Genomic DNA, 21,443 nt, shown 5'->3' with positions numbered 1-21,443 from the left:
GGTTTAAAGTGGAAGTGATACGCCCGAAAGTTTATCCACGGCGATTCAGCAGTTGAAGAGAGGTGCTGAGGTGTTTGAAGATTTAATGGATAAGGTCCGAGAGCGTCTTTTAGGGCTTCCCAGACGCCGGAAACGACTGATTCAGGTCGGCACAGACATTATTCTGGTCTGGGTTGCACTGTGGTTGGCGTTCATCGTCCGCTTGGGTATCGATGATATGTACAACCCCTTCAAAGTCCATTTCTGGCTTTTTGCCAGCGCTCCCATCGTTGCCATTCCTCTTTTTATCCGTTTTGGCATGTACCGTGCGGTCATGCGTTATTTTGGCAATGATGCGTTGATTGCCATTATCAAGGCCGTCAGTTTGTCTTCGCTGATCCTGGCTGTCGTCGTCTATTGGTACAGCAATCATGAGGTTGTTGTACCTCGCTCGATCATTTTCAATTACTGGTGGTTAAGCCTTGTCATCATCGGCGGGCTGCGGCTTTGCATGCGCCAATATTTCATGGGCGACTGGTTCACCGCCGCCCAACATGTGCCGTTCACCAACCGCGATAACGGTTTGACCAAGGTGGCTATCTATGGCGCCGGTGTCGCGGGCAATCAGCTGGTTGCAGCCTTGCGCATGGGCAAGGTGATGCGCCCGGTCGCCTTTATCGACGACGATGCCAGCATCGCCGATCGCTCAATTTCAGGGCTGCAGGTCTACAAGCCCAAACACATCCAACAAATGATCGACGTCACTGGCGCGAAGGAAATTCTCCTCGCATTACCGTCTTCTACCCGTGCCCGCCGCAGGGAAATCCTCAATCTTCTGGAAGGTTTCCCGCTGCACATTCGAAGCGTTCCCAATTTCACCGACCTGGCCAGTGGCCGGGTCAAGGTCGAAGATATCCAGGAAGTGGATATTGCTGACCTGTTGGGGCGCGATTCGGTGCCGGCGCAACCGGACTTGCTCGAACGGTGTATCAAAGGCAAGACCGTCATGGTGACCGGCGCCGGCGGCTCGATCGGTTCAGAGCTTTGTCGCCAGATATTCGCCCTGGGGCCGACCACGCTGTTGCTGTTCGATCACAGTGAATTCAACCTTTACAGCATTCTGTCGGAACTGGAGCAGCGCAGCTGCAGGGAGTCGGTTTCCGTTCGCTTACTACCGATCCTCGGTTCCGTACGTCATCCGCACAAGCTTCTGGACGTGATGAAAACCTGGCGCGTAGAGACGGTCTACCATGCGGCGGCTTACAAGCATGTGCCGATGGTCGAGCATAATATTGCCGAAGGCGTGCTCAACAATGTCATCGGCACGCTCAATACGGCTCAGGCTGCATTGCAGTCCGGGGTCGCGAACTTTGTCCTGATTTCCACCGATAAGGCCGTGCGCCCGACCAACGTCATGGGCAGCACCAAGCGCCTGGCCGAATTGATCCTGCAAGCCCTCAGCCGCGAAATTGCTCCGGTGCTGTTCGGCGACAAGGCCAACGTCTCGCGCGTCAACAAGACCCGTTTCACCATGGTGCGCTTCGGCAATGTGTTGGGATCGTCGGGCTCGGTGATCCCGCTATTCCACAGCCAGATCAAGTCCGGCGGGCCGCTGACGGTGACGCACCCGAAAATCACCCGATATTTCATGACCATCCCTGAGGCCGCGCAACTGGTGATCCAGGCAGGGTCCATGGGGCAGGGGGGCGATGTGTTCGTGCTGGATATGGGCGAGCCGGTGAAAATTGTCGAATTGGCCGAGAAAATGATTCATCTGTCCGGCCTGGGCATCCGCTCGGATAAAAATCCGCACGGCGACATCTCCATTGAGTTCACAGGGTTGCGGCCGGGCGAAAAGCTTTACGAAGAACTGTTGATTGGCGACAACGTGGCGGCGACACAGCATCCGATGATCATGTGCGCCAACGAAGACCATCTGCCCTGGGACATCCTTAAAGGGCGTTTGACGGAGCTCTTGCTGGCCGTTGAGCAGGACGATTATTCTCGGGTGCGCCAACTGCTACGGGAAACCGTCAGCGGCTACACGCCGGATGGCGAAATCGTCGACTGGATCTACCAGCAACGCCGCCTCGAACCCTGATTGTTTCACATCCTGTAACGTACACACTTTTGACAGCTCCATCACATCGCCTAAGTTTGGAAGGCAGCTTCGGAAAAGCTGCTTTCTCAATTGATGTCATGGAGCTTCATTTATGCGTACTGGCTATTTCTACTCTCTGGTTTTTGCCCTGCTCACCAGCGCCTCTATTGCCGCTTTTGCCGCACCTGCGGCCAAACCTGATGCCGGCGGCGCCCCTCTGGTTCTGGAAGTGGCCCCCAAGGATCAGATCGACAAAGTCGATCTCAATGAAGCTGACGCACCGACGCTGCAGCGCGAACTGGCGGGAATTGGCGAAGCCAAAGCAAAGGCGATTGTTGCGTATCGTGAAACTAATGGTCCGTTTTCTTCCGTAGACGAATTGCTGGAAGTGAAGGGGATTGGTAAGGCCATTCTGGACAAGAATCGCGAGAAGCTTCAGGTGAACTAAACTTGTAACTCAACGCCAAGAGGCCGGTCATTGACCGGCCTTTTTGCATTCTGACGCGGGCATTGGGGGCGGCCTTTGGTCGGCGGATGAAAAATTACGACTATCATATAGTCTTTGGATTATGCCTATAATAAATTCCCGGAGCGCTCTGGCGCTCGCCATCCCTCAAGTATCCCCAGGAGCACAGTCATGACTTCCACCCAGTCCCAAGGTACAGCCCTCGTCACCGGTGCTTCTTCTGGCATCGGCGCCATTTACGCCGAGCGGTTGGCAGCACGTGGTTTTGATTTGTTGTTGGTGGCTCGCGACGAGCAACGGCTGGAGGCCGCGGCGAGCAAGTTACGCACCGAGCACGGTGTTCAGGTGGAAGTGCTCAAGGCTGACCTGACGCAAAAGGATGAAGTATTGAAACTTGAGCAGCGTCTGCGTAGCGATTCAAGTATCAGCCTGCTGCTCAACAACGCCGGTGTCGCGGCCGATGGGTTGTTGGCCAACGCCGACATGGAGCAACTGGAGCGTCTGATCCAGCTCAACGTCACCACCGTCACTCGCTTGGCCTCGGCAGCCGCCGCCAGTTTTGCCAAGGCCGGTCGCGGGACGATCATCAATATCGCTTCAGTCGTCGCTTTGTTCCCTGAGCGGTTCAACGCGACGTACAGCGCCAGCAAGGCGTATGTTCTGAGTCTGACCCAATCGTTGAATGCCGAACTCGATGGCACCGGTGTCCAGGTTCAAGCGGTGTTGCCTGGGGTGACCCGCACTGAGATCTGGGAGCGTTCCGGTATCGATGCCAGTGGCATCCCGGCGGAGATGGTCATGGAAGCAGGGGACATGGTGGACGCGGCATTGTCCGGTCTGGACCAGGGTGAACTGATCACCATTCCTTCGTTGCCGGATGCTGCCGAGTGGGAAGCTTTCGTTGCGGCCCGTCATGTGATGGCGCCGAACTTGTCCCGAGACAAAGCTGCCGCACGCTACAAGTGAGGCGCCATGAATCGGTTTGAGGTGAATGCGGTATGAGTGATCGTCGAGTAGTTGTAACGGGTATGGGCCTGGTATCTCCATTGGGAACGGGCGTCGAGGCGGTCTGGGCGCGCCTGCTGGCTGGGCGCTCGGGGTTACGAGCGCTGCCGGACGAGGTGGTTGCCGATTTGCCGGCCAAGGTGGGTGGTGCTGTTCCGAGTCTGGCCGAAGACGCTGAAGCCGGGTTCGACCCGGACCGGGCCACGCCCCCCAAAGAACAGAAGAAGATGGACCGCTTTATCATGTTCGCCATGGAAGCCGCGCGCCAGGCGCTGGAGCAAGCCGGGTGGCAGGCCCAGGACGCCAATGCCCAGGAACGCACCGCTACCATCATCGGTTCCGGTATAGGCGGTTTCGGCGCAATCGCCGACGCGGTGCGCACCACGGATACACGCGGGCCGCGACGATTGTCGCCGTTTACCATTCCATCGTTCCTGGTCAATCTGGCGGCGGGTCACGTGTCGATCCAGCACAGATTCAAAGGTCCGTTGGGGGCGCCGGTCACCGCGTGTGCGGCCGGGGTTCAGGCGATTGGTGATGCGGCGCGGTTGATTCGCAGTGGCGAAGCCGATATTGCCGTGTGTGGCGGGGCAGAGGCGGCGATCGATCGGGTCAGCCTGGCCGGATTTGCCGCAGCGCGTGCTTTGTCCAGCGGTTTCAACGAGACCCCGGAACGTGCGTCACGGCCGTTCGACAGTGATCGAGATGGCTTCGTGATGGGCGAGGGCTCCGGTTTGTTGGTGATCGAATCCCTTGAACATGCATTGGCCCGGGGGGCTCGGCCGATCGCGGAACTGGTCGGCTACGGCACCAGTGCCGATGCCTATCACCTGACCGCCGGGCCTGAAGATGGCAGCGGTGCGCGACGGGCGATGTCGCTGGCGTTGGCGCAGGCGGGGATTTCTCCGGCCCAGGTCCAGCACCTTAACGCCCACGCCACCTCGACCCCGGTCGGGGATCTAGGGGAGTTGGCGGCGATCAAGTCATTGTTCGGTACGGACAACAAGATTGCCGTGACCTCTACCAAGTCCGCCACCGGGCATTTACTGGGTGCCGCCGGCGGGATCGAGGCGATCTTCACGCTGTTGGCCATCCGCGATCAGATCGTGCCCGCGACCCTCAATTTCGAAAATCCGGATCCGGCTGCCCAAGGCGTGGACATCGTCCATGGCGAGGCGCGGTCGATGCCCATCGAATATGCGCTATCAAACGGCTTCGGCTTTGGTGGGGTGAATGCCAGTGTGCTGTTCAAGCGGTGGCAGGATTAGTCTTTGGACTGTTTGAGATGATCGCGGGTAACGTCGAGGATCCGCTGGGCCAGCTCAGCGTTCTCGACACTGCGCGATAGCAGCAATGCCCCGACCAGCGTCGACATGATGACGATGCTGCGCTCGGCGGCGTTTTCGCCTTCCAGGGTGGCTTGCACCTGTTCCAGTCGCGCGTTAAGCACCGCATCGCTGGTGGCGCTTGCTTGCCCACGCAACCCGAGTTCCGACGACATGGTCGGCAGCGGACAACCCTCATGGGGTGAGGTCTGGTGCCATTCGGACAAATAACTGTCGATAAACGCCTCCAGCGGATGCTCGGAAGCAAACAACTGGGCGCACAACCCATCGAGCTCTTCGCGTGCAGCCACGAGGGCCTTCTCTACCAGTTCATCCTTGGATTTGAAGTGCGAATAAAAGCCGCCATGGGTCAGGCCGAGCGCTTTCATCAATGGTTGTAGGCCGGTGGCACCGATTCCGTCGCGGCGGAAACGTGCTGAAGCTTCCTTGATGATGCGTTGGTGGGTCTGGGCTTTGTGGTCCTGCGAGTAACGCATCTCTGATCTCCGCGACAATGCGCCATCTTAACCAATGAATGTTGGATGGTGACTGTACTTCTACTCCTAAAAAGCATGCAGATGCGTCGAACCACAAAAAATAAACCCCGCCGTAATGGCGGGGTTTTTTGTCAGCGGTCCTGCGCTTCCTTGGCATCCATTTCCGCATTGCGTTCAGCGACGCGTTTACGTTGCTCTTCGGTCATGTCGACCTTGGTGGCGGTGTCGCGCAACATCATCAAACCACCAACGATCGAGCCGATTGCAACGACCAGAATCAACCAGGCATACCAGGGCATAGGGCTCTCCTTGAGGGCAGGCCGGTTGGCGGATTTTGCCAACCGATCGTGCATACCACTTTGAGCGATTCATTTTCGCAGTGGTTCCATTCTATGCCTGATACGACAGCAGCACCTGTGCTGTTTAGAGCCCGGTCAACATCGCATCCGCCGGCGCATCGGCGCGCAATTGCCCGGTCAGCATGAAATACACGAAACCCACCGCCATGAAGCCGAGGAATATCAGCCCGATCAAGGCGTTGAACCAGGCCATCGCCACCAGGCACACCACCGCCAGCACCAGCGCGATCATCGGCACCAGCGGATAGCACGGCGCGCGGAAGGTGCGCTCCAGGTTCGGCTCGGTTTTACGCAGTTTGAACAGGCTGAGCATGCTCATGATGTACATGACGATCGCGCCGAACACCGCCATGGTGATCATCGCCGCCGTCAGGGTCATGCCGCCGAGGTTGATCAAACCGTCGCTATAAATAGCCGCGATGCCGATCAGGCCACCGGCGATGATCGCCCGATGTGGGGTCTGGAAACGCGACAATTTGGCCAGGGATTTGGGCAAGTAACCGGCCCGGGCGAGGGCGAAGAACTGCCGCGAATAGCCAAGGATGATCCCGTGGAAACTCGCCACCAGGCCGAACAGGCCGATCCACACCAGCATGTGCAACCAGCCGGAGCTTTCGCCGACCACGGTTTTCATCGCTTGCGGCAACGGGTCGTTGATGTTCGACAGGGTGCGCCAGTCACCGACGCCGCCGGCAAAGAACATCACGCCCATGGCCAGCAACACCAGGGTCAGGATGCCGCTGATGTAGGCCTTCGGAATCGTGCGTTTCGGGTCCTTGGCTTCTTCAGCGGCCATGGCCGCGCCTTCGATGGCGAGGAAAAACCAGATCGCAAACGGGATCGCCGCGAACATCCCGGCAATCGCCGGCGCGCCGAACACATCGGAACCGGCCCAGCCGTTGAGGGCGAAGTTGCTGAAGCTGAACGCCGGGGCGACCACACCCATGAACACCAGCAGTTCAGCCACCGCCAATACGCAGACGATCAGTTCGAAGGTCGCCGCCAGTTTCACCCCGAGGATGTTCAGGCCCATGAACACGATGTAGGCGCCAACCGCCGCGTGCTTCGGATCAAGCGCCGGAAACTGCACATTCAGGTACGCACCAATCGCCAACGCGATGGCGGGCGGGGCGAAGACGAATTCGATCAGCGTTGCCAGCCCGGCGATCAACCCACCTTTCTCGCCAAAGGCGCGACGGCTGTAGGCGAACGGGCCGCCAGCGTGGGGAATCGCCGTGGTCAGTTCGGTGAAGCTGAAGATAAAGCAGGTGTACATGGTGGCGACCATAAAGGAGGTCACCAGAAAGCCCAGTGTCCCGGCCACGCCCCAGCCATAACTCCAGCCGAAATACTCCCCGGAAATCACCAGCCCGACCGCGATGCCCCACAGGTGCAGCGTGCCCAGCGTGGGTTTGAGTTGTGTGTTCATGCGTTTGCTCCCTGAACGGTTTGGAAAGCTCGGGGGAGGGCGTTGCAGTGGGCGTGCCATTTTGTATTTTTGCGTCGTAAAGCGGTTAAAGCTGTCGTATCGGGGATGATCGCTGCTGGATGCCTGCTTTTTGTGCGCCAGTTGGGAGCAGTGTTGCCAGTTATGCCGCCTTCGCGAGCAAGCCCGCTCCCACAGGAGATCTCTGAACGACGAAAATCCTCTGTGGGAGCGGGCTTGCCCGCGAAGAGGCCCGCCCGCACGCCACAAAACCCGCCTGTAACGCCAGCATAAACCCACTCTTTACGCTTTCTTTATGCCCCGCCACACCCCTCGCTCTCGTTCCTTTACAGCCTCCCTGCGGACAATGACTCCACACGCGGCAATACGCCGTAACACGGAGAACTTCCATGAGCGTTCTGGACGGGGTGTCACTGCTATTGGCAGTGGGGCTGTTCATTTATCTGTTGGTTGCGCTGTTGCGCGCGGATCGGAACTAGGAGCGGCTATGCACAGTTATGACTATTGGCTGATCCTGGCCTTCTTCGCCCTGGTGCTGATTCCGGCACCGTTCCTGGGGCGTTTTTACTACAAAGTGATGGAAGGGCAACGCACTTGGCTGTCGCCGATTTTGGGCCCGGTCGAGCGCGGCTGTTATCGGATTTCCGGCGTGGACCCGCAGGAAGAACAGACTTGGCAGAAGTACACCCTGGCCTTGCTCGCCTTCAACCTCGCGGGTTTCTTGCTGTTGTTCGCGATCCTGTTGTTCCAGGACCACTTGCCGCTCAACCCGCAGAACCTGCCGGGTCAGGAGTGGACGCTGGCGTTCAACACGGCCATCAGTTTCATGACCAACACCAACTGGCAGGCCTACAGCGGTGAAGCGTCCCTGAGCTACCTGAGTCAGATGGCCGGCCTCACTGTGCAGAACTTCGTCAGCGCCGCCACCGGCCTCGCCGTGCTGGTTGCCTTGTGCCGTGGTATCGGTCGCAAGTCGACCAAGACCCTGGGCAACTTCTGGGTCGACATGACCCGCGCCACCCTCTACGGTCTGCTGCCACTGTGCCTGCTGCTGGCGCTGTACCTGGTCTGGCAGGGCGTGCCGCAAACCTTCGCGCACTACGTGAATGCGGTAACCATGCAAGGCGTCGATCAAGTGATCCCGCTCGGCCCGGCGGCCAGCCAGATTGCGATCAAGCAACTGGGCACCAACGGTGGTGGCTTCTTCGGCGTCAACTCGGCGCACCCGTTCGAGAACCCGACCGCGTGGAGCAACCTGTTCGAGATGGGCTCGATCATCCTGATCCCGGTCGCCCTGGTGTTCACTTTCGGCCACTACGTGAAAGACCTGCGTCAGAGCCGCGCGATCATCGCCTGCATGCTGGCGCTGTTCATCATCGGCGGCGCGACGTCGCTGTGGGCTGAATACCAGCCGAACCCGACCCTGGCCAACGCGGCCGTCGAGCAGACCGCACCGCTGGAAGGCAAGGAAGCGCGCTTCGGCACCACCGCCACCGTGCTGTGGTCGGTAACGACGACTGCGGCATCCAACGGTTCGGTCAACGCCATGCACGACAGCCTTAATCCGCTGACCGGCATGGTTGCGCTGGTCAACATGATGGTCGGCGAAGTGATCTTCGGCGGCGTCGGTGCCGGGCTCTACGGCATGTTGCTCAACGTGTTGATCGCAGTATTCCTCGCGGGCCTGATGATCGGCCGCACCCCGGAATACCTCGGCAAGAAGCTGCAAGCCAAGGAAGTGCAACTGTTGGTGGTGACTTTGCTGGTGATGCCGGTCGGCGTGCTGGTGCTGGGCGCGATTGCTGCAAGCCTGCCCGGTCCGGTGGCGGCGGTGAGTAACCCCGGTGCCCACGGTTTCAGCCAGTTGCTTTATGCGTACACCTCGGCCAGTGCCAACAACGGTTCGGCGTTCGGCGGGTTCAGTGCCAACACCCCGTTCCACAACCTGATGCTGGGCCTGGGCATGTTGATCGGTCGCTTCGGTTACATCCTCCCGGTTCTGGCGTTGGCCGGCAGCCTGGCGATGAAGAAAACCGCACCGATCGGCCAGAACAGCTTCCCGACCCATGGCCCGCTGTTCGTGACGCTGCTGACCGTGACCATTTTGCTGGTGGGTGGTTTGACCTTCCTGCCGACATTGGCACTGGGTCCGATTGCTGAACACCTGAGCATGGGCTTCTAAGGAATCCATCATGAATATGCCTGTAAGCAAAACCGTCGTCGCCAAGGCGCCGGAACAACCGAAAACCGCGATCTCGGCCCTGTGGCGTCCGGCGCTGGTGCAAGCCTTCGTCAAGCTCGACCCACGGCAATTGCAGCGTGCGCCGGTGATGCTGGTGGTCGAACTGACCGCCGTGCTGACCACCGTGCTGTGCTTCATTCCCGACAGCAGCGTGCCGACTTTCGTCGCCGCGCAAATCGCCTTGTGGCTGTGGTTCACCGTGCTGTTCGCCAACTTCGCCGAAGCCTTGGCCGAAGGTCGCGGCAAGGCTCGCGCCGACAGCCTCAAGGCTGGCAGCGAAGGTTTGAGCGCTCGTCGCCGCACTTCCAACGGCACCTTCCAGGTGGTGCCCGCCACCAGCCTGCGCAAGGACGATGTGGTGCGCGTCGAAGCCGGGGAAATGATCCCCGGTGACGGCGAGGTGATTGAAGGTATCGCGGCGGTCAACGAAGCGGCGATTACCGGTGAATCGGCGCCAGTGATTCGCGAGTCCGGCGGCGACCGTTCGGCCGTCACCGGCAACACCCGGCTGGTGTCCGACTGGCTGCTGGTGCGCATCACCGCTAATCCGGGCGAGTCGACTCTGGATCGCATGATCGCTCTGGTCGAAGGCGCCAAACGCCAGAAAACCCCGAACGAAGTGGCGCTCGACATCCTGCTGATCGGCCTGACCCTGATCTTCCTGCTGGTGGTCGTGACCCTGCAACCGTTCGCCCACTTCGCCAACGGCAGCCTGCCACTGGTGTTCCTGGTAGCGTTATTGGTCACCCTGATTCCGACCACGATTGGTGGTTTGTTGTCGGCCATCGGTATCGCCGGGATGGATCGCCTGGTGCGCCTGAATGTGATCGCCAAGTCCGGTCGCGCCGTGGAAGCGGCGGGGGACGTGCACGTCCTGCTGCTGGACAAGACCGGCACCATCACCTTCGGTAACCGTCGTTGCACAGCCGTTTATGCGGCACCCGGCGTCAGCGCCAAGGAACTGGCCGAGGGCGCGTTGTTTGCCTCGCTGGCGGATGACACGGCTGAAGGCAAGTCTGTCGTCGAGTACCTGCGTGGTCTGCATCCGCAGCCAGAGCCAAGCACCGAGCTGCTGACCGCCGTGCCGTTCAGCGCCGAGACACGTCTGTCCGGTGTCGACTATCAGGGTCGTGTTTATCGCAAAGGCGCGGTGGATTCGCTGCTGGCCTTCGTCGGCCTGAAACGTGCCGACCTGGCACCGTCTCTGTCCCGGGAAATCGACAAGATCGCCCAGAGCGGCGGCACCCCGTTGCTGGTCTGCGCCGACGGTAAATTGCTCGGCGCGATTCACCTCAAGGACGTGGTCAAGCCAGGTATCCGCGAGCGGTTCGCCGAGCTGCGCAAGCTGGGGATTCGCACCGTCATGGTGACCGGCGACAACCCGCTGACCGCCGCCGCGATTGCTGCTGAAGCGGGCGTCGATGACGTACTGGCCGAAGCCACTCCGGAGAAAAAACTGGCGCGCATTCGCCACGAGCAGAACGACGGTCGCCTGGTCGCCATGTGCGGCGACGGCGCCAACGACGCCCCGGCCCTGGCCCAGGCAGACGTGGGCATGGCGATGAACGACGGTACGCAAGCGGCACGCGAAGCGGCGAACATGGTCGACCTCGACAGCGACCCGACCAAGCTGCTGGACGTGGTGCAGATCGGTAAAGAGTTGCTGGTGACTCGCGGTGCGTTGACGACCTTTTCCATCGCCAACGACGTGGCCAAGTACTTCGCGATCCTGCCGGCGCTGTTCGCCTCGATCTATCCGCAACTCGGTGTGCTGAACGTCATGCACCTGAGCAGCCCGCAGAGCGCGATCCTCTCGGCGATTGTGTTCAACGCCTTGATCATTGTTGTGCTGATCCCCCTGGCGCTGCGCGGCGTGCGAGTGCAAGCGGCGAGTGCGGCGGCGCTGTTGCGACGCAACCTGTTGATCTACGGCCTGGGCGGGATTCTGGTGCCGTTCGTGGGCATCAAGGCGATCGACATGCTGTTGACGGCGTTGCATTTGGTTTGACCCTGCAGGGCGGTGTGTCAGACACATCGCCTTCGCGGGCAAGCCTCGCTCCTACAGGTTGCGCAAAACCGTAGGAGCAAAGCTTGCTCGCGAAGAATGCACCACGGTCCACCTGATGAACGCTGCATTTGTTCCCTGAATTCGAGGATTTTGAAATGTCCACAATGATACGTCCGGCCCTGAGCCTGCTGGTGCTGATGACCCTGATCACCGGTGTCGCCTACCCCCTGGTGGTCACCGGCGTGGCCCAGGTCGCGTTCCCGGACCAGGCCAACGGCAGCCTGGTACACGACGCCGACGGCAAGGTCAGAGGCTCGTCGCTGATTGCCCAGGATTTCGTCGGTGACGCCTGGTTCCATCCACGACCATCGGCCGGTGCCTTTGCCACGGTGTCGAGCGGTGCGAGTAACCTGTCGCCGAGCAACCCGGCTCTTGCTACCCGGGTGTTCGACGATGCCAATAAACTGATCGTCCCAGGCCAGGGCCCGGTGCCATTGGCGATGCTGACCACCTCCGGCAGCGGCCTCGATCCACACTTGCCACCGGCAGCGATTGCCTATCAACTGGCGCGTGTTGCGGCGGCGCGTAATTTGCCGGTGGCTACGCTTGAGCAACTGCTGAACGCGAACATCGAACAGCCGCTGGTGGGGCCGCCGGTGGTGAATGTGCTGGCGTTGAACATCGCACTCGAAAAGTTGTAAATCGGTGGCGCCGCCATTCGCGAGCAAGCCCGCTCCCACATTGGAATGCATTTCAAAGTGTGGGAGCGGGCTTGCTCGCGAAGGCGGCCGCACAATCACCACATCAACACCTGAAAGAAGAGAACTTCAAGCATGAGCGATTCCGGCCGCGCCGACGCGCTGTTAGCAGACCTGCCCCGCGATGGCCGTGGCCGGCTCAAGGTGTTCCTTGGCGCCGCGCCCGGTGTCGGCAAGACCTACGCCATGCTGCAAGCCGCCCACACCCAACTGCGCCAGGGCGTGAAAATCATCGCTGGCGTGGTCGAGACCCATGGCCGCGCTGAAACCGAAGCCCTGCTCGGTGGCCTGCCGCAACAACCGCTGGTGCGCTCGGAATACCGTGGCGTGATGCTCGAAGAAATGGACCTCGACGGCCTGATCAAAGCCAAGCCGAAACTGGTGCTGGTCGACGAACTGGCCCACAGCAATGCCCCCGGCAGCCGTCACGCCAAACGCTGGCAAGACATTCAGGAACTGCTGGCCGCCGGCATCGACGTCTACACCACGGTCAACGTCCAGCACCTGGAAAGTCTCAACGACAAAGTGCGCGGTATCACCGGCGTCCAGGTCCGGGAAACTCTGCCGGACTGGGTCCTGCAAGAAGCCTACGAACTGTTGCTGATCGACCTGCCACCCCGTGAATTGCTGGAGCGTCTGCGCGACGGCAAGGTCTACGTGCCGGAGCAGGCTAGGGCCGCCATCGACGCGTTCTTCACCCAGACCAACCTGACCGCCCTGCGGGAAATGGCGATGCAAACCGCCGCGGCCCAGGTTGATGATGATCTGGCCCAGGGTTATCGCCAACTCGGTCAGGCCGCACCGGCAGTGCGTGGTCGTTTGTTGGTGGGGGTCGACGGCGATGCTCAGGCTGAGCGCCTGGTGCGACATGCCAGCCGTGTCGCCCAGCGTCGGCATCTGCCGTGGAGCCTGGTGCACGTGGACAACGGCAGCGTGCGTGACGAGCAATCGCGCCTGCGCCTGCAAAGCGCCCAGCAATTGGCCGAACGCCTCGGTGGTGAAGTGGTGCTGCTGCGGGCCGGCGAGGTGGCGAAAACCCTGATCCAGCACGCCGCTGAACGTCGCGCCAGCCTCGTGTTGGTCGGCCAATCGCGCCAGCGTTTGCGTCGACGATTATTCGGCGGCGGTCTCGCGTCGCGTTTGTTGCGCGATGCCCGTGGCCTGGAAATCAACGTCCTCGACAGTGATCAGGAAACACACGCCCCCCGTCAGCGTTCGGCCCAGTCACTGGTCTGGTTCGATTATGCGCTGGCCCTGGTGGCAACGATTTTGGCCAGTGCTTTGGCCTGGGCAGTGGCGAGTGTTCTGCCGCTGCCGAATATCTCCCTGGTGTTCCTTGCCGCCGTGTTGCTGGTGGCGGTGCGCAGCAGCCTCGGCCCGGCGCTGGCCTGTGCGGCACTGTCGTTTTTGACCTACGACTTTTTGTTCATCCCGCCGAATTTCTCTTTCAATATCCAGCGCGAAGAAGACGTACTGACCTTGCTGTTCTTCCTGCTGATGGCGGCCCTCACCGGTAACCTCGCGGCCCGTCAGCGTCGGCAATTGCAGGCTCTGCGAGACACCCAGGAAGAAACCAGCGAACTGCTCGACCTGTCGCGCAAACTCACCGCCGCCACTGACCGTCAGGCCGTGGTCAGCGCCGCCGCCCAGCACTTGAACGGCTGGAGTGATCTGCAATTGTGCCTGCTCAACCGTGACGGCCAGGGCGGCTGGAAAGTCGAGACCGGTGGCCCGCTGGAGTTCTCCGAAGCCGAGCGCGCCGCCGCCGATTGGGCCTGGCAACACGATCAACCGGCCGGCGCGGGCACTGGCACCTTGCCGTTCGGGCGTTGGTGGTGGTGGCCGTTGTCGGTCGAGGATGGGCCGTTGGGTTTGCTCGGTGTTTGTGCCAACGAAGGCCAGACCTTGAGCGGCCAGCGCCGTCGCTTGTTGACCGCCCTGAGCCAACCGCTGGCCCAGGCCCTGGCCCGAGCGCAATTGGCCGAAGACCTGGAAGCGGCGCGCCTGCACGGTGAGACCGAGCAACTGCGCAGCGCCTTGCTCGCTTCGGTCTCCCACGATTTGCGCACGCCGCTGACCTCCATGCGCGGCAGCATCGACAGCCTGTTGGCCCTCGGTGAAGCGATCCCGTTGGAGGATCGCCGCGAGCTGCTCGAAGGCACCCGCGATGAAGCCGAACGCCTGGATCGCTATATCCAGAACCTGCTGGACATGACTCGCCTGGGTCACGGCGCGTTGAAACTGGCCCGGGACTGGGTGTCGCCGGCGGATATCGTCGGCAGTTCGCTCAATCGCCTGCGGGCAGTGCTGGCGCCGTTGCAGGTCAGCACCGAAGTGCCGGCCGAACTGCCGCTGCTGTACGTCCACGCCGCACTGATCGAACAGGCGCTGGTCAACGTGATCGAAAACGCCGCGCGGTTTTCACCGGTTCACGGGCGCTTGCAAGTGCACGCCGGGGCCGATGACAACGAGCTGTTTTTCGCGGTGAGCGACGAAGGGCCGGGGATTCCGGAGGACGAGCGGGCGAAAATTTTCGATATGTTCTACACCGCCGCCCGTGGCGATCGCGGCGGGCAGGGCACCGGGCTGGGGCTGGCGATTTGTCAGGGCATGGTCGGTGCTCATGGCGGGCGGATCAGCGTCGGCGATGGCATTGAAGGACGAGGAACCTGCATCACGCTTCATCTGCCATTGCAGGAGCAGCCAGGCTTTGAAAGTGAAGCCTAAGTGCGCTTGCGCTACTCTCTTGCCACTTCTTTGTGTTGATGTGAATTCATGAGCCAGACCACGACCATTTTGGTCATCGACGACGAACCGCAGATTCGCAAGTTCCTGCGCATCAGCCTCGCCTCCCAGGGCTACAAAGTGCTGGAGGCCGGCACCGGCAACGAAGGCCTGGCGCAAGCCGCGCTGAACAAACCCGACCTGCTGGTGCTCGACCTCGGCCTGCCAGACATGGACGGCCAGCAAGTGCTGCGCGAGTTTCGCGAATGGTCGACGGTGCCGGTGCTGGTGCTGTCGGTGCGGGCCAGCGAAGGGCAGAAGGTTGAAGCCCTGGATGGCGGCGCCAATGACTACGTGACCAAACCATTCGGCATTCAGGAATTTCTCGCCCGGGTGCGTGCCTTGTTGCGCCAGGCCCCGTCCGGCGAAGCCCAGCAAGCAGCCCTCACGTTCGGCCCGTTGACCGTGGACCTGGCCTATCGCCGAGTGCTGCTCGACGGCGCCGAAGTCGCGCTGACCCGCAAGGAATACGCGGTGCTGGCGCAACTGGCGCGGCATCCGGGGCGGGTGATTACCCAGCAGCAATTGCTCAAGGACATCTGGGGGCCGACTCATACCGAGGACAGTCACTACTTGCGGATTGTGGTCGGGCACCTGCGGCAGAAACTGGCGGATGATCCGACCCAGCCAAGGTTTATCGTGACCGAGGCGGGGGTGGGGTATCGGTTGTTGAATGAGGGGGGGCTTTGATCGTTCCCACGCTCCGCGTGGGAATGCATCCTGTGACGCTCCGCGTCACGATCTTAAGGGCGGACGCAGAGCGTCCATGGCGGCATTCCCACGCGGAGCGTGGGAACGATCAGGCACCCGAAAACTTTCAGATGCTCAGTTTTGCTCATTCTCATACCGATCCATCGTATCCCGCGCAATCTCCCGCCCCAGGGCGATCAACTCCGGCGCCTTGTAAAACTCGAAAAACCGGCACACACGCTTCGGCACGTTGATCAGGACGTCCGGCGGATACCCGGCAATCTTGTACTGCGCCAGCGAGGTCTGCATCACCTCGAAACTCTGGTTGATCAGGTCCAGTAAAGACGCCGGCCCGACGTTATCAATGATGAACGAACCGGTGGCCGACTTCGGCGCGCCCTCGCCCAGGGGCGCGGCGGCCGGTTGCTGGGCTTCGGGTTCGGCGGATTCGATCCACGGGTTGATTTCCGCCGCTTCTGCTTTCAACGCTTCCTGTTCCAGCAACAACAATTGCTCAGCCTGTTTGCGCCGGAACGGCATCTTCGAACCCAGCGAATTGACCAGGCTGTTGAAGCGTGACTTGAACGCCGGAGGGCGCGGGATCACCGGCAGTTGATAGTGGCGCTGGTTGGTGGAGTTGAGGTTGACTGCGATGATCAAGTCGCAATGGCTCGACACCACGGGCACGATCGGCAACGGGTTCAGCAAACCGCCATCCACCAGCATGCGATTGCCCTGCATCACCGGCGTGAACAAACTGGGGATCGCCGCCGAGGCGCGGATGGCCTGGTGCAGGCAGCCGGCCTGGAACCAAATTTCCTGCTGGTTGGTCAGGTCGGTGGCCACCGCCGTGTAGGGGATGCGCAGGTCTTCGATATTGATCTCGCCGACGATCTTGCGGATCTGGCCGAAGACTTTCTCCCCGCGAATCGCCCCCAGCCGGAAGCTGACATCCACCAGGCGCAACACGTCGAGGTAATCCAGGCTTTCGATCCAATTGCGATATTCGTCGAGTTTGCCGGCGGCATAAATCCCGCCGACCACCGCCCCCATGGAGCAACCGGCGATGCAGGCGATGTCGTAGCCACGACGTTCGATCTCTTCAATGACACCGATATGGGCATAGCCCCGGGCTCCACCTGAGCCCAGCACCAATGCGACACGCTTTTTCATGAATCGCCCTCGTCTGACAAGGTTCAACAATGCACCCATCGAGGGTCGGGCTTCAATCGCTAAGGTCGCTGGGTGGCGCAGGTGCGTCGTTTTTTCGACACTGCATGGCGACAGATGCGTATGCTCGCGAGCGCTATAGTTTGTACGGGCGAGGCAAGGCACTTTTTGCGCGCCGCACCGTCTTACCTGCACGACTGTTTACCTATCTTTGAGGTGTTATCGATGAAAGCCTGGATCTGTGTGCCTTTGATTGCCCTGGCGCTGGCCGGTTGTGCCGGGAAAACTGCGTACCGCGATAGCTGCGGCACGCAGATCGATGCGGCGTGGCACGAACTCGACCTGGCCAAGGCCGAAGGTTTTGCCGGCACCGTCAGCTACTCTAAAGCCTTGTCGCTGTTGACGGGTGCCAAGACCCAGCAACAATTCGAAGCCTACGAAGGTTGCACCAGCAAGGCCGAGAAGGCGCGTTTCTACATTCGCGAGTCCCGTGCCGGTCGTTAAGCGCATGATGTAGCGCAAGGACTGCGCGTTTCGATGCAGGCACGATGGCGTCGAGTGGGATCATCCCTATTTGATTCAAGGAGCAAGTGATGTCTGCCTTGGTTGACCGGTTGGTGGCTCAAGTCTTGAGCATTGAAGTCCGTTTGCTGGCCTGCCAGGCACGCTTGACTGCCCGCACCGACCCGGAGGCGCTGCACGACCTGCGCACCACGGTTCGCCGTTTGCGCAGCCTGTTGCGACCGTTGCGGGGCTTGCCCGGGGTCGAGCAACTGGAAGTGGCGGCGTCCGGGGTCGGGCAATTGACCACGCCGCTGCGCGATCGCGAAGTGCTGGCGGCGTACTTGCTCCAGCACGGCCAGCCCGAGGCGGCGCAGCGGCGCATGGCGCAAATGGATGTGGCGTATCCGACCGTGGCGACCAGCCCGCAGGTCATTCAATTGCTGATGATCCTCGACGCCTTCCCACGTTTCCTGCGGGCGTCCCAGCGCCAAGGGTTGCTCACGGGCCTGCGCAAGCGCATCGAAAAACGCCTGGCCAAGCAATGGGAAAAACTCGATGAAGCCCTGCACGACCCGGCCCATGACCGCCATCGCCTGCGCCTGTTGATCAAGCGCGTGCGCTACGGCATCGAGGCTTATCCCGAACTGGACCGTTTGCCCAAGCAAGCCCTGCCAAGACTCAAATCGGCCCAGGCTGCGTTGGGTGACTGGCATGACTGCTGGCAGTGGTTGCTTCGGGCAGAGCAGGAAGCGGATTTGCACCCCTGCGTCGCCGTGTGGAAAACCACCATGGCCAAGGCTGAAGAGCGTGCGGATCGGGTGCTCGACAAGTTCAGCGCCGCCTGCTTCAAATCCTGAAATCAGCAGTAATCCCCTGTGGGAGCGGGCTTGCTCGCGAAAGCGGTGTGTCAGTCGAAACATGTATTGACTGATGCACNNCCGCTCCCACAGTTGGTTTTGTGTCGGGCATAAGACCTGCGCGGCTTTTCTGTCAGTGCATTTGTCCGGAATAAGCGCTGTATCCCCCTCGCAGGCTGGTTAACATCCCCACATCCTTTTCCGTTTTCCGAGGTTTCCATGCGCTTTTCCGATCTGCTCGACGCTGTGCGCAGCCAGCCGCAGGATCTGTCCATTCCAGCCGAATGGGGCCAGGGCCGGGCCAGTTTCGGTGGCCTGGTCGCCGCGTTGCAGTACGAAGCCATGCGCGCGCAAGTCCCGGCGGATCGTCCGGTGCGCTCCCTGGCGATCACCTTTGTCGGCCCGGTTGAGCCCGATGTGCCGGTGAGTTTTGAAGTCGATGTGTTGCGCGAAGGCAAGGCAGTCAGCCAAGTGCTGGGCCGGGCGATGCAGAAGGGCCAGGTGGTGACCCTGGTCCAGGGCAGTTTCGGTGCCTCGCGACCGTCCGAAGTGGCGGTCGCGGCGCTACCGGCGCCCGAGATGAAACACTGGGATGACTGCCAGGAACTGCCTTTCATCAAAGGTGTGCTCCCGGAATTCATGAAACATGTGGCGATGCGCTGGAGCGTCGGCGGGTTGCCGTTCACCGGCAACAAATCCCGGGACATGGGTGGTTGGGTGCGGTTGCGCGGGGATGTGAAGGAAGAAGCCCTGAGCGAGGCGCATATCCTCGCGTTGGTGGACGCCTGGCCGCCGGCCCTGCTGCCGCACCTGAACAAACCGGCGATGGGCAGCACGCTGACCTGGACCATCGAATTCGTCCAGCCGCTGCTGGCGCTGAGCACACTGGACTGGTGCAAGTACCTGGTGGAAATCGAGCACGCGGCGGACGGCTACGGTCACGCAGCGGCGAAACTGTGGAACGCGGACGGTCAGTTGATTGCCATGAGCCGGCAGACGGTAACGATTTTCGCCTGACTCAGCGGTGGTGGCGCTTACGCCAGGCGCGCCACCAGCCACCGCTGAGGAAGAACCGTGGGAAGGTCAGGAACTGCTCGACCAGCAAGCGAGACATCGCATCTTTGCGATCCTCGAACGGCTCGGAGGCTTGCGCCTCCAGGCTGTGACCGTGGCGCTGCAAGCCCAGGGCCGCAATCACGCCGATGATGCCGATCACCACATTCAGCAGGCTCAGGCTGAACACCCCGGACACAATCAACAGAAAGCCGATGATGAACAGCGGTACGGCGATCAGGTGAATGGCCAGGTTGGTCGGGTGCTGGTGATTATTCGGGTAGGACTTCCACTGCCAGGCCGGAAGGTTGGGATGACGTTTGCCCATGATGAAACTCCTCAAATCCATGTTGAACACATGCCTGAAGGATAGGCGCGGCTGGGGCGGGCGGCGAATCGAGGTTGGCTATCGGAGTGATAGCGGGTCATGGTTGAAATTGATGTTGACCTGGCTGGCGCCTTCGCGGGCAAGCCCGCTCCCACAGGGGATTTGTGAACGGCTCAGATCCAATGTGGGAGCGGGCTTGCTCGCGAAGAGGCCCTTACAGCTTGAGCTGCCCAATCGCCTTGCTCAGTTCCCCAGCCAACGTCGCCAACTCATTACTGGTATTCGCCGAATCCACGGTCTGTTGCACGGTGTTCTCGGTCACATCACGAATGCTCACCACCGAGCGATTCATCTCTTCCGCCACATGACTCTGCTGCTCAGCCGCCACCGCAATCTGCGTGTTGCTTTCACGCATCTGCGCCACGGCGCTGGTGATTTGCGCCAACGCCGCGCCGGCCTCTTGAGCTTGTTGCACGCAGTCGTCAGCCTTGAATGAGCTCTCCTGCATGAAATCCACCGCGTCCCGGGTCCCGGCCTGCAACGCGGAAACCATCAAGGTGATTTCATCGGTCGAGGCTTGCACACGCTTGGCCAGGTTGCGCACTTCATCGGCGACCACTGCGAAGCCTCGGCCCATTTCACCGGCCCGGGCCGCTTCGATGGCAGCGTTGAGCGCCAGCAGATTGGTTTGCTCGGCGATGCTGTGAATCACGCTGACCACGCCATTGATCTTCTGACTGTCCTCGGCCAGGCGCTGGATCATCTCGGCGGTCTGCTGCACGCCACTGGACAAACCGGCAATCGACTTCTGCACCCGGCTGACCACTTCCTGGCCGCTGCCGGCCAGGGTGTCGGCGCTTTGCGACAGGTCGCGGGTGGCGCCGGCATGCTGGGCGATGTGATAGACCGTGGCGGTCATTTCGTTGATCGCCGTGGCGGCCTGGTCGGTTTCGCTTTGCTGGCCGAGCATGCCGTGGCGCACTTCGTTCATGCTCGCCGCCAATCGCGCCGCGCCGACATCCAGTTGCCGGGCGGTGTTGGCGACTGTATTGACCACTCGCTGATAACCGGCCTGCATGGCGTTGAAGGCATTGGCCATCTGCCCGACTTCGTCCTTGCAGGCCAGGGGCACCCGGGCCGACAGGTCGCCGGTTTTCTCCACATGCAGCATCACGTCTTTCAAGGTGTTGAGCTGGCTGAGCAGGAAGCGGATCAGTAACTGCGAAGCACCGAGCATCGCCAGCATCAGGATCGCCACGGCCATCGCATAGTTGAAGAAACGTTCGCCAAACACCTGGCTCAGGCTCGGGCCGTAAGCGATGACTGCGACTTGCTGGCCCTCGGCGCGACCAAAGACTTCGGCGCCCATCAATGGGTTGTCGCCGAACAGCGGCATGCTGTTGATCTCGATCCAGCCGTTGTTGGTATCGGTCAGCTCCAGAACCGGTTGCTCGTTCAGCCGTGGTGCCTGGCCATGGCTGAAAATCAGCACGTTGTCAGCCTTGGGCAACGGCTGCCCGGCGGGCCAGGCGCTGAGCAACCGCGCCTGGGCCTGGGCCGACGCCTGGGACGCGTGACTGCGGGCCTGTTGTTCGAGTTGCACGGCGTACAGCACCAACAACAGGGTGGTGACGAAGGCGACCGCATTGACCGCCCAGAATTTGTATTTCAGCGAGATGTTGCTAAGCCAGGCACCCATAGGAAGGTCTTCTCTGATAGCGGAAACAGCATTGGCAAGGTGCCATTATTGTGCCGCTATGCAGGGATTCGAATTTGACCCAGGTCAATGACCACACCATTCCAATGTGGGAGCGGGCTTGCTCGCGAATGCGGTGTATCAGTGGCATTGATGTCGACTGACACACCGCAT

19 protein-coding genes are annotated in these 21,443 nt (G+C 61.0%); 13 read left to right on the top strand and 6 right to left on the bottom strand.

Features of this window, described 5'->3' with window-relative positions:
- The first annotated feature begins 85 nt into the window (after window positions 1-85).
- From BK665_RS15040 to fabF, 4 genes are all read left to right on the top strand, one after another.
- Window positions 86-2,080 (top strand): polysaccharide biosynthesis protein, encoded by a 1,995-nt coding sequence (locus BK665_RS15040; RefSeq protein WP_123406759.1) that lies wholly within the window; start codon window positions 86-88, stop codon window positions 2,078-2,080.
- Window positions 2,081-2,192: 112 nt separating this feature from the next.
- The gene (locus BK665_RS15035) at window positions 2,193-2,528 is read left to right on the top strand and encodes a ComEA family DNA-binding protein (protein ID WP_123406757.1); all 336 of its coding nucleotides are present in this window, start codon (window positions 2,193-2,195) and stop codon (window positions 2,526-2,528) included.
- A gap of 189 nt (window positions 2,529-2,717) precedes the next feature.
- Window positions 2,718-3,512 carry an SDR family NAD(P)-dependent oxidoreductase gene (locus tag BK665_RS15030; RefSeq protein WP_123406755.1) on the top strand — a complete coding sequence of 265 codons (795 nt, stop codon included), beginning with the start codon at window positions 2,718-2,720 and terminating at the stop codon, window positions 3,510-3,512.
- Window positions 3,513-3,544: 32 nt separating this feature from the next.
- Entirely contained in the window at window positions 3,545-4,819 is a 1,275-nt protein-coding gene (gene fabF, locus BK665_RS15025; protein ID WP_123406753.1) for a beta-ketoacyl-ACP synthase II, read from the top strand.
- Here the strand turns inward: fabF and BK665_RS15020 are convergent.
- From BK665_RS15020 to eat, 3 genes are all read right to left on the bottom strand, one after another.
- Entirely contained in the window at window positions 4,816-5,373 is a 558-nt protein-coding gene (locus tag BK665_RS15020; protein WP_123406751.1) for a TetR/AcrR family transcriptional regulator, read from the bottom strand. The genes fabF and BK665_RS15020 overlap by 4 nt on opposite strands.
- Window positions 5,374-5,504: 131 nt before the next feature.
- Window positions 5,505-5,672, bottom strand: coding sequence for a DUF2897 family protein (locus tag BK665_RS15015; RefSeq protein ID WP_123406749.1), 168 nt, complete (start codon window positions 5,670-5,672; stop codon window positions 5,505-5,507).
- A gap of 124 nt (window positions 5,673-5,796) precedes the next feature.
- Window positions 5,797-7,161: an ethanolamine permease gene (eat, locus tag BK665_RS15010; protein WP_123406747.1), complete on the bottom strand. Its 1,365-nt coding sequence runs from the start codon at window positions 7,159-7,161 to the stop codon at window positions 5,797-5,799.
- 407 nt (window positions 7,162-7,568) lie between these two features.
- Between eat and kdpF the strand changes: the two genes are divergently transcribed.
- From kdpF to BK665_RS14980, 6 genes are all read left to right on the top strand, one after another.
- Window positions 7,569-7,658 (top strand): K(+)-transporting ATPase subunit F, encoded by a 90-nt coding sequence (gene kdpF, locus BK665_RS15005; RefSeq protein WP_007899818.1) that lies wholly within the window; start codon window positions 7,569-7,571, stop codon window positions 7,656-7,658.
- A gap of 8 nt (window positions 7,659-7,666) precedes the next feature.
- The gene (gene kdpA, locus BK665_RS15000; protein ID WP_123406745.1) at window positions 7,667-9,361 is read left to right on the top strand and encodes a potassium-transporting ATPase subunit KdpA; all 1,695 of its coding nucleotides are present in this window, start codon (window positions 7,667-7,669) and stop codon (window positions 9,359-9,361) included.
- 10 nt (window positions 9,362-9,371) lie between these two features.
- Window positions 9,372-11,429, top strand: coding sequence for a potassium-transporting ATPase subunit KdpB (gene kdpB / locus BK665_RS14995; RefSeq protein ID WP_123406743.1), 2,058 nt, complete (start codon window positions 9,372-9,374; stop codon window positions 11,427-11,429).
- 155 nt (window positions 11,430-11,584) lie between these two features.
- Window positions 11,585-12,130, top strand: coding sequence for a potassium-transporting ATPase subunit KdpC (gene kdpC / locus BK665_RS14990; protein WP_123406741.1), 546 nt, complete (start codon window positions 11,585-11,587; stop codon window positions 12,128-12,130).
- 132 nt (window positions 12,131-12,262) lie between these two features.
- Window positions 12,263-14,914: a DUF4118 domain-containing protein gene (locus BK665_RS14985; protein ID WP_123406739.1), complete on the top strand. Its 2,652-nt coding sequence runs from the start codon at window positions 12,263-12,265 to the stop codon at window positions 14,912-14,914.
- A 48-nt stretch (window positions 14,915-14,962) separates the two neighbouring features.
- Window positions 14,963-15,661 carry a response regulator gene (locus tag BK665_RS14980; RefSeq protein WP_123406737.1) on the top strand — a complete coding sequence of 233 codons (699 nt, stop codon included), beginning with the start codon at window positions 14,963-14,965 and terminating at the stop codon, window positions 15,659-15,661.
- 135 nt (window positions 15,662-15,796) lie between these two features.
- Here BK665_RS14980 and BK665_RS14970 read toward each other — a convergent pair whose 3' ends face one another.
- Window positions 15,797-16,834, bottom strand: a complete 1,038-nt coding sequence (locus BK665_RS14970; RefSeq protein WP_123406734.1) for a patatin-like phospholipase family protein — start codon at window positions 16,832-16,834, stop codon at window positions 15,797-15,799.
- Window positions 16,835-17,056: 222 nt separating this feature from the next.
- Here BK665_RS14970 and BK665_RS14965 point away from each other — a divergent pair, with 222 nt between their 5' ends.
- From BK665_RS14965 to BK665_RS14955, 3 genes are all read left to right on the top strand, one after another.
- Window positions 17,057-17,335 (top strand): hypothetical protein, encoded by a 279-nt coding sequence (locus BK665_RS14965; RefSeq protein WP_054051974.1) that lies wholly within the window; start codon window positions 17,057-17,059, stop codon window positions 17,333-17,335.
- 89 nt (window positions 17,336-17,424) lie between these two features.
- Window positions 17,425-18,192 (top strand): CHAD domain-containing protein, encoded by a 768-nt coding sequence (locus BK665_RS14960; RefSeq protein WP_123406732.1) that lies wholly within the window; start codon window positions 17,425-17,427, stop codon window positions 18,190-18,192.
- 219 nt (window positions 18,193-18,411) lie between these two features.
- On the top strand, window positions 18,412-19,209 hold the full coding sequence (locus tag BK665_RS14955; RefSeq protein ID WP_123406730.1) for an acyl-CoA thioesterase: 798 nt from the start codon (window positions 18,412-18,414) through the stop codon (window positions 19,207-19,209).
- 1 nt (window position 19,210) lies between these two features.
- Here the strand turns inward: BK665_RS14955 and BK665_RS14950 are convergent, their stop codons facing one another.
- Both BK665_RS14950 and BK665_RS14945 read right to left on the bottom strand, forming a co-directional pair.
- Entirely contained in the window at window positions 19,211-19,573 is a 363-nt protein-coding gene (locus BK665_RS14950; protein ID WP_123406728.1) for a DUF962 domain-containing protein, read from the bottom strand.
- Between the two features lie 214 nt (window positions 19,574-19,787).
- Window positions 19,788-21,272, bottom strand: coding sequence for a methyl-accepting chemotaxis protein (locus tag BK665_RS14945; RefSeq protein ID WP_123406726.1), 1,485 nt, complete (start codon window positions 21,270-21,272; stop codon window positions 19,788-19,790).
- Window positions 21,273-21,443 lie beyond the last annotated feature (171 nt).

This window comes from Pseudomonas frederiksbergensis (assembly GCF_003732665.1).
GTDB classification, from domain to species: Bacteria; Pseudomonadota; Gammaproteobacteria; order Pseudomonadales; family Pseudomonadaceae; genus Aquipseudomonas; species Aquipseudomonas frederiksbergensis_G.
The sequence above is the reverse complement of the archived record's forward strand: the minus strand, read 5'-3'. Positions and strand labels throughout refer to the sequence as shown.

Coding starts and splice junctions, on each gene's coding strand:
- BK665_RS15040 (WP_123406759.1), top strand. CDS start 86: ATGGATAAGGTCCGAGAGCGTCTTTTAGGGCTTCCCAGACGCCGGAAA.
- BK665_RS15035 (WP_123406757.1), top strand. CDS start 2,193: ATGCGTACTGGCTATTTCTACTCTCTGGTTTTTGCCCTGCTCACCAGC.
- BK665_RS15030 (WP_123406755.1), top strand. CDS start 2,718: ATGACTTCCACCCAGTCCCAAGGTACAGCCCTCGTCACCGGTGCTTCT.
- fabF (WP_123406753.1), top strand. CDS start 3,545: ATGAGTGATCGTCGAGTAGTTGTAACGGGTATGGGCCTGGTATCTCCA.
- BK665_RS15020 (WP_123406751.1), bottom strand. CDS start 5,373: ATGCGTTACTCGCAGGACCACAAAGCCCAGACCCACCAACGCATCATC.
- BK665_RS15015 (WP_123406749.1), bottom strand. CDS start 5,672: ATGCCCTGGTATGCCTGGTTGATTCTGGTCGTTGCAATCGGCTCGATC.
- eat (WP_123406747.1), bottom strand. CDS start 7,161: ATGAACACACAACTCAAACCCACGCTGGGCACGCTGCACCTGTGGGGC.
- kdpF (WP_007899818.1), top strand. CDS start 7,569: ATGAGCGTTCTGGACGGGGTGTCACTGCTATTGGCAGTGGGGCTGTTC.
- kdpA (WP_123406745.1), top strand. CDS start 7,667: ATGCACAGTTATGACTATTGGCTGATCCTGGCCTTCTTCGCCCTGGTG.
- kdpB (WP_123406743.1), top strand. CDS start 9,372: ATGAATATGCCTGTAAGCAAAACCGTCGTCGCCAAGGCGCCGGAACAA.
- kdpC (WP_123406741.1), top strand. CDS start 11,585: ATGTCCACAATGATACGTCCGGCCCTGAGCCTGCTGGTGCTGATGACC.
- BK665_RS14985 (WP_123406739.1), top strand. CDS start 12,263: ATGAGCGATTCCGGCCGCGCCGACGCGCTGTTAGCAGACCTGCCCCGC.
- BK665_RS14980 (WP_123406737.1), top strand. CDS start 14,963: ATGAGCCAGACCACGACCATTTTGGTCATCGACGACGAACCGCAGATT.
- BK665_RS14970 (WP_123406734.1), bottom strand. CDS start 16,834: ATGAAAAAGCGTGTCGCATTGGTGCTGGGCTCAGGTGGAGCCCGGGGC.
- BK665_RS14965 (WP_054051974.1), top strand. CDS start 17,057: ATGAAAGCCTGGATCTGTGTGCCTTTGATTGCCCTGGCGCTGGCCGGT.
- BK665_RS14960 (WP_123406732.1), top strand. CDS start 17,425: ATGTCTGCCTTGGTTGACCGGTTGGTGGCTCAAGTCTTGAGCATTGAA.
- BK665_RS14955 (WP_123406730.1), top strand. CDS start 18,412: ATGCGCTTTTCCGATCTGCTCGACGCTGTGCGCAGCCAGCCGCAGGAT.
- BK665_RS14950 (WP_123406728.1), bottom strand. CDS start 19,573: ATGGGCAAACGTCATCCCAACCTTCCGGCCTGGCAGTGGAAGTCCTAC.
- BK665_RS14945 (WP_123406726.1), bottom strand. CDS start 21,272: ATGGGTGCCTGGCTTAGCAACATCTCGCTGAAATACAAATTCTGGGCG.